This is a genomic window from Pseudomonadota bacterium (assembly GCA_030775045.1).
Classification (GTDB): domain Bacteria; phylum Pseudomonadota; class Alphaproteobacteria; order JALYJY01; family JALYJY01; genus JALYJY01.
Genome location: JALYJY010000109.1, coordinates 1 through 5,620, shown reverse-complemented (window position 1 = coordinate 5,620; position 5,620 = coordinate 1). Strand labels below are relative to the sequence as shown.

At 59.0% G+C, this 5,620-nt stretch carries 7 protein-coding genes and 1 tRNA gene; 6 read left to right on the top strand and 2 right to left on the bottom strand.

Features of this window, described 5'->3' with window-relative positions; genetic code table 11:
- The first annotated feature begins 131 nt into the window (after positions 1 to 131).
- The 6 genes from odhB (at position 132) to rpiA (ending at position 4,641) form a co-directional block, all read left to right on the top strand.
- Positions 132 to 1,337 carry a 2-oxoglutarate dehydrogenase complex dihydrolipoyllysine-residue succinyltransferase gene (gene odhB / locus M3O22_08430; protein ID MDP9196769.1) on the top strand — a complete coding sequence of 402 codons (1,206 nt, stop codon included), beginning with the start codon at positions 132 to 134 and terminating at the stop codon, positions 1,335 to 1,337.
- Between the two features lie 21 nt (positions 1,338 to 1,358).
- Positions 1,359 to 1,964 carry a DUF4136 domain-containing protein gene (locus M3O22_08425; GenBank protein ID MDP9196768.1) on the top strand — a complete coding sequence of 202 codons (606 nt, stop codon included), beginning with the start codon at positions 1,359 to 1,361 and terminating at the stop codon, positions 1,962 to 1,964.
- Positions 1,965 to 2,368: 404 nt separating this feature from the next.
- A complete protein-coding gene (locus M3O22_08420) occupies positions 2,369 to 2,941 on the top strand; it encodes a hypothetical protein (protein MDP9196767.1) in 573 nt (190 codons plus the stop codon).
- An 81-nt stretch (positions 2,942 to 3,022) separates the two neighbouring features.
- The gene (gene nuoE, locus M3O22_08415; GenBank protein MDP9196766.1) at positions 3,023 to 3,625 is read left to right on the top strand and encodes an NADH-quinone oxidoreductase subunit NuoE; all 603 of its coding nucleotides are present in this window, start codon (positions 3,023 to 3,025) and stop codon (positions 3,623 to 3,625) included.
- Entirely contained in the window at positions 3,622 to 3,948 is a 327-nt protein-coding gene (locus M3O22_08410; GenBank protein MDP9196765.1) for a hypothetical protein, read from the top strand. Before nuoE ends, M3O22_08410 begins: the two co-directional genes overlap by 4 nt.
- Before the next feature lie 12 nt (positions 3,949 to 3,960).
- On the top strand, positions 3,961 to 4,641 hold the full coding sequence (gene rpiA, locus M3O22_08405; GenBank protein ID MDP9196764.1) for a ribose 5-phosphate isomerase A: 681 nt from the start codon (positions 3,961 to 3,963) through the stop codon (positions 4,639 to 4,641).
- 10 nt (positions 4,642 to 4,651) lie between these two features.
- Here the strand turns inward: rpiA and M3O22_08400 are convergent, their stop codons facing one another.
- Both M3O22_08400 and M3O22_08395 read right to left on the bottom strand, forming a co-directional pair.
- Entirely contained in the window at positions 4,652 to 5,185 is a 534-nt protein-coding gene (locus M3O22_08400; GenBank protein ID MDP9196763.1) for a hypothetical protein, read from the bottom strand.
- A 355-nt stretch (positions 5,186 to 5,540) separates the two neighbouring features.
- Positions 5,541 to 5,616 (bottom strand) — tRNA-Ala (locus M3O22_08395).
- Between the last annotated feature and the right edge of the window lie 4 nt (positions 5,617 to 5,620).

Here is a 5,620-nt window from a genome sequence, read left to right as displayed (position 1 = left end):
GTACGGGCCGCAGCGCCTGTCATGAAAAGCTCCATGGGTGGAGAATGATCCATACCACGCGCCACCCATGGACAACAGCAAATTTCCGGTCTAGATCTGGATTGGTTTTCAGAAAACACAGGACATTTTCCATGGCCACCACCATTGTCGTTCCTCCGCTGGGCGAATCCGTAAGGGAAGCCACCGTTGCCCGCTGGCTGAAAAAGCCCGGCGACACCGTGAAAACGGACGAGCCGCTGGTAGAGCTGGAAACGGACAAGGTGACGCTGGAGGTTAACGCCCCGGCTTCCGGAACGCTGGGAGAGGTGAAGGCTCCGGAAGGGTCAACCGTGGCCGTGGGTGCTGTCCTGGGCAGCATCGGCGCAGCTGGCGCAGCGACGGCTCCGGCACCCGCTGAAAAAGCGAAGGAAAAGCCTGCACCTGCAAAGGCTGAGAAAACCGCACCTGCTGCTGCAGAAAAAACCCTGTCCCCTGCCGTGCGCAAGATGGCGGACGAACAGAATATTGACACCTCGGCTGTCCAGGGGACTGGCAAGGATGGCCGCCTGACCAAGGGCGACCTGCTGGGCCATATGGAAAAAGGCGCGGCTCCAGCCCCTGCGCCAAAGGCCGCGCCGGCTGCACCCCGCGCTCCGGGTGAACGGGAAGAGCGGGTCCGCATGACCCGCCTGCGCCAGCGCATTGCGGAACGGCTGAAGGACGCCCAGAACACGGCGGCGATCCTGACCACCTTCAACGAGGTGGACATGTCAAACATCATGGCCCTGCGCAGCCAGTACAAGGACGCGTTCGAGAAAAAACACGGCGTGAAACTGGGCTTCATGGGCTTTTTCGTCAAGGCCGCCATCAGCGCCCTCAAGGAATTCCCGGCCGTGAACGGCGAGATTGACGGCACAGACATCATCTACAAGAACCACTATGACATCGGCGTGGCCGTGGGGACGGAACAAGGCCTGGTCGTGCCCGTTGTCAGGGATGCGGACCAGATGGATCTGGCCGGCGTGGAAAAGACGATCGGCGCGCTGGGCAAAAAGGCCCGGGATGGAAAGCTGTCCATGGAAGACCTGTCAGGCGGAACGTTCACCATTTCCAACGGCGGTGTCTATGGATCGCTGATGAGCACGCCCATCCTGAATCCGCCCCAGTCGGGCATCCTGGGCATGCACAAGACCATGGACCGGCCTGTGGCCATCAGCGGCAAGGTCGAGATCCGGCCCATGATGTACCTGGCGCTGAGCTATGACCACCGCATCATCGACGGGCGCGAGGCCGTCAGCTTCCTGGTCCGTGTGAAGGATGCCATCGAAGATCCGCAGCGCCTGCTGCTGGGGGTATAAACACCGGCGAGGAGAAGGAGCATGGTCAAGGCTGTACGTGCTGTCCTGGTTGCACTGGGTCTTTCCCTGATCCTTGCGGCGTGTGCCCCTCCCTCGGTCAGTCCTGTGGTCACGCGCTTCTCTCAGCCTTCGCTGGCCCTTCAGGGCAAGACCTTCACCATCCTGCCGTACCCGGAGCAGAAGGGCTCGCTGGAGTTTGACGCCTGGGCCAGCCTGATGCAGGCCGAGCTGCAGGCCTTGGGCATGGCCCCGGACCCACGCAAGGGAAACTATGTGGTCATGTTCCGCTATGCGTCAGGTCTGGCGCAGCAGCGGATCCGGACGGACAACCTGTCCTATGGCATGTCGTATTGTGACAGACCCTTTGGCGGCTGGTGCCATGGCTATGACACCTGGCCGCGGGTCTACAGCTACACCGTCTGGCCCAAGACCCTGGAAGCCGTCATGTATGAGGGCCGCAGCTACAGGGCCGGAAAGCTGCAGTCTGTGTGGGAGGGCAAGGCCCACCTGGACAGCGGTTCGCCGGACTTTGGCTCTGACGCCGCCCCGCTGGTCCAGTCCCTGTTCATCAATTTTCCGGGCCCGTCCGGTATTTCGCAACAGTATATGATCCAGACCGGGCCCTGAACCGTTTTTTACTTTCATGATCCTGTGACAGTCTTGACCCGGCATATCTACGGGAAGGATTCTGCATCATGACAGCCACAATCCCTGCATCCACCGCTGTTCCAGGCTGGATCCTGGTGTGGAGTAATTTTGCTGACTCCCTTCCGGAACAGGCACAACAGAAATGTCTTCGAACAGCAGCCTTGTGCCTTCTGGATCGCTATTGTGGATGGGGAGGAAGAACAGGGCGGGAACAGGAACTCCGTACCCGGCCTTTCCCTGTTGCTGTGGCCAGAAAACTTCAGCTTCTGTCTGTACAGACAAACAACCTTTCTGCTGAAGATTGTTCCTGGAACCTGTCCCTTGCAGCACGGCTGACTGATTCTCCCGCAGATGTCGCATTATGGCAGAATTCCCTGAAGCGCATGCCATTACAGGAAAGGACAGGAGCCATACGCCAGGCCGGGGTCATGGCTGACCTGAACGAAGCCCCCCGCCTGTCTGAATGTGCTTTCCGGACCCTGGTGAAAGCGGCCAGCCGTCCCGACATCCTGTTTTCCTGTCTGACAGCCATTGACAGACAGCACGATGGAGCCTTGGTCCAGAAAACGGGAGGCTTTGTACACCGTCTTGCTGAATACCTGGCAAACCTTCCTGAACAGCCGTTATATCTTCCCGGGCAGCGGGTACTCCTCTGCCAGGCAGGACCCGGCCCGGACAGAAAGTGGCGGACAGAACTGCTGGACCTCCTCTCAGGGCTTATGGAGTCACCAGAACTCCGGGATTTCATGGGAAAAGCCCGGGAAAACGCTCTGAAAAAGGCCCGACAGGAAGCCCGGGCGGCCTTGCAGAAAGACTGGATGGAAGAGCAGGCCCTGAGGCAGGCCCAAGCGGCAAAAATCCGGGCCAGCGCAAGAATCGGCAGTATATGGCCCACATCACTCACCACGCCGGAGCCTGCCACTGTCCTGTCACCGGGCAGACCGGCACCCCGCTGATCGCAGGAGGGCACTACAGCCGTTCTTGCTTTTTAATCGCGGACAGGCGACATTACGGACCTGTAATCCAGCAGGTCTGATATGTCCGCACCCGCAACCTCTTCTGTCCCCCAGCCCGCATCTTTCATCTTCACTCAGGACAATATGGAGAGGGTGAAGGGCATCCTGGCGAAATATCCCGATGCCCGCAGCGCGGTCATGCCCCTGCTGCACCTGGCGCAGGACCAGAACGGCAACTGGCTGCCAAAGGCGGCCATGGACCACGTGGCCGACATGCTGAAAATGCCGGCCATGAAGGTGTACGAGATGGCCACCTTCTACACCATGTACAACCTGTCCCCGGTCGGCAAACATCTTGTGCAGGTGTGCACCACCACCCCCTGCTGGCTGCGCGGGTCAGACGACATTGTGGCCGCCTGCCGGAAAAAGCTGGGCGTGAACATGGGCGAGACCACGCCGGATGGTCAGTTCACCCTGGCCGAGGTAGAATGCCTGGGCGCCTGTGTCAATGCGCCCATGGTGCAGATCGGGAATGACTTCTACGAAGACCTGACCCCGGACAGCATGACGGACATCCTGGAAAAACTGGCCCGGGGAGAAAAGCCGAAGACCGGCTCGCAGACCGGGCGGCAGTGCTCGGCGCCGGAAGGTGTTGTGGCTCCGGGGACAGAAGCAGACAGATGAAAATCTTTTACTGTGATTACGGCACGGGAAAGGATGTTGAGGCAGAAAACCCCCTGTCCGTATCACCTGAAGAAGCCCTGGATCTGTTTGCAGATCTTTCGCCCTGTGAGGGATCATTTTTTGGTGTGATCGATACAGAAGACCGCACCATCCAGTTCATGTGGAACGAGGACATGACACTGCACCTGGATATTCCGCAGCCGGAAAACAACGGCAGCCTGACAGGGACTGTTTCTTTCGAAGACGCTGAAACCATCATCCTGGACATATCAAAGGGCAAGGATCCAGCCACAATCGGGGGGCTGGTTTTTCTGCCCTGGTAAAAGGGATTTTCAATGCAGCCTGCAGTTCCTCATCATCCTGGTCCTGGTCACCAGCAAAAGGAAAAGATCGCCCGGCAGATGGCAGAGCGGGTCCGCAGCGGTGACGTTATCGGCGTGGGATCCGGGTCCACATCCCTTCTGGCCCTGCAGGCTATCGCTGCACGGATGAAACAGGAAAAACTGGCCTGCACGGCCATTCCCACATCGCACGAGATCGCCCTGGCCTGCGCGGATCTGGGGGTGCCTGTCACATCGCTGATGTCGCGAGTCCCTGACTGGGGCTTTGACGGCGCGGACGAGGTGGACCCGGCCAAAAACCTGATCAAGGGCCGCGGCGGCGCCATGTTCCGGGAAAAGCTGGTCATGAAAGCCTCGCCGAAAACGTACATCCTGGCGGACTCCTCCAAGTTCGTGGACCGGCTGGGCACCCGGTTTCCCGTGCCGGTGGAAGTGTACCCCGAGGCCCTGCGCCGGGTGGAAAAGGATCTTCAGGCCCTGGACACCACCGAGGTGACGCTGCGCCTGTGTCAGGGCGGCAAGGACGGCCCGGTCATCACCGAACAGGGCAACGTGATCCTGGATGTGAAATTCAGGGACATCGGCCCCGGGCTGGAGCGGGAGATCAAGGCCCTGGCCGGCGTTCTGGACTCCGGCCTGTTTCAGGACTGGCCGGTGGAAATTGTTTCGGGGTGATTGATCGGCCTTACCTGTTCACCGGCCCCGGGGCAGTCACAACAGGGACTGCGGCCGGGACAGACTCCAGAAACCTTGACCAGGCAGAAGAGCTGATCTCAACAATCCATATACCACCCATATTTCCAACCATGGCGTCCGGATCCAGAACCAGGGCCTGTGCATCTACCTGATCCCTTTTGGCATCCTCCCCAGGATTCCAGAATACCAGATATACAGCCCCTCTCCTTGCGAAGCCTTTCATCTCGTCCTGCGCTGAAAATCCAAAACGGGTTCTGACAGATTCAGGGGGCGTAAATTTTTTTGCGTCAGACTCCTCATCAGACCAGAGATATCCTGGTCTGTATCGGGGAGAAGCAGAAAGCGCCGGAGCAGAACCAAAAAACGCCAGCCAGGCAGAAGAGCTGACCAGAACAGCATTGTCACCGCCTATTGGCAGAACCAGGGCCTGTGGATCTATCGCACGGGCCTTTGCCAGAACCTGTTCCCGCTCGTCATCGGCAAATACCAGATAAACAGTTCCGTTCTTTGCGAAACCTTCCATACCGTCCTGCGGAGCAACCCCAAAATATTTCCTGACTGCTTCACCCGGTGTAAAAACTTTTGCGCCATGAAATTCTTCCATCCAATTGGCCATATCTATCTCCACAGTATGCACACACGCGGGCGCCGTCAGCACCACGTCATTGAGATGTATTATGATAATGGCAGTTTTTACTTGCAGCCATCCCTGGTTTGCTGCCCACCGGGATGATCGGGAATTTTACTGAAGCAGGTGCGACAATTGTTCCGGTCCGCCTCATGGCTTTGCCATTACGGCGTGACAGCCTCCTTCTGGCTGCTCCCTCCGTCCCGTCAAGCCGGATGGCTTGCCGGGCCGAAGCTCGCAGAGCGGAGGCTGGTGGAGCCAAGGGGGATCGAACCCCTGACCTCTACAATGCCATTGTAGCGCTCTCCCAGCTGAGCTACGGCCCCACAC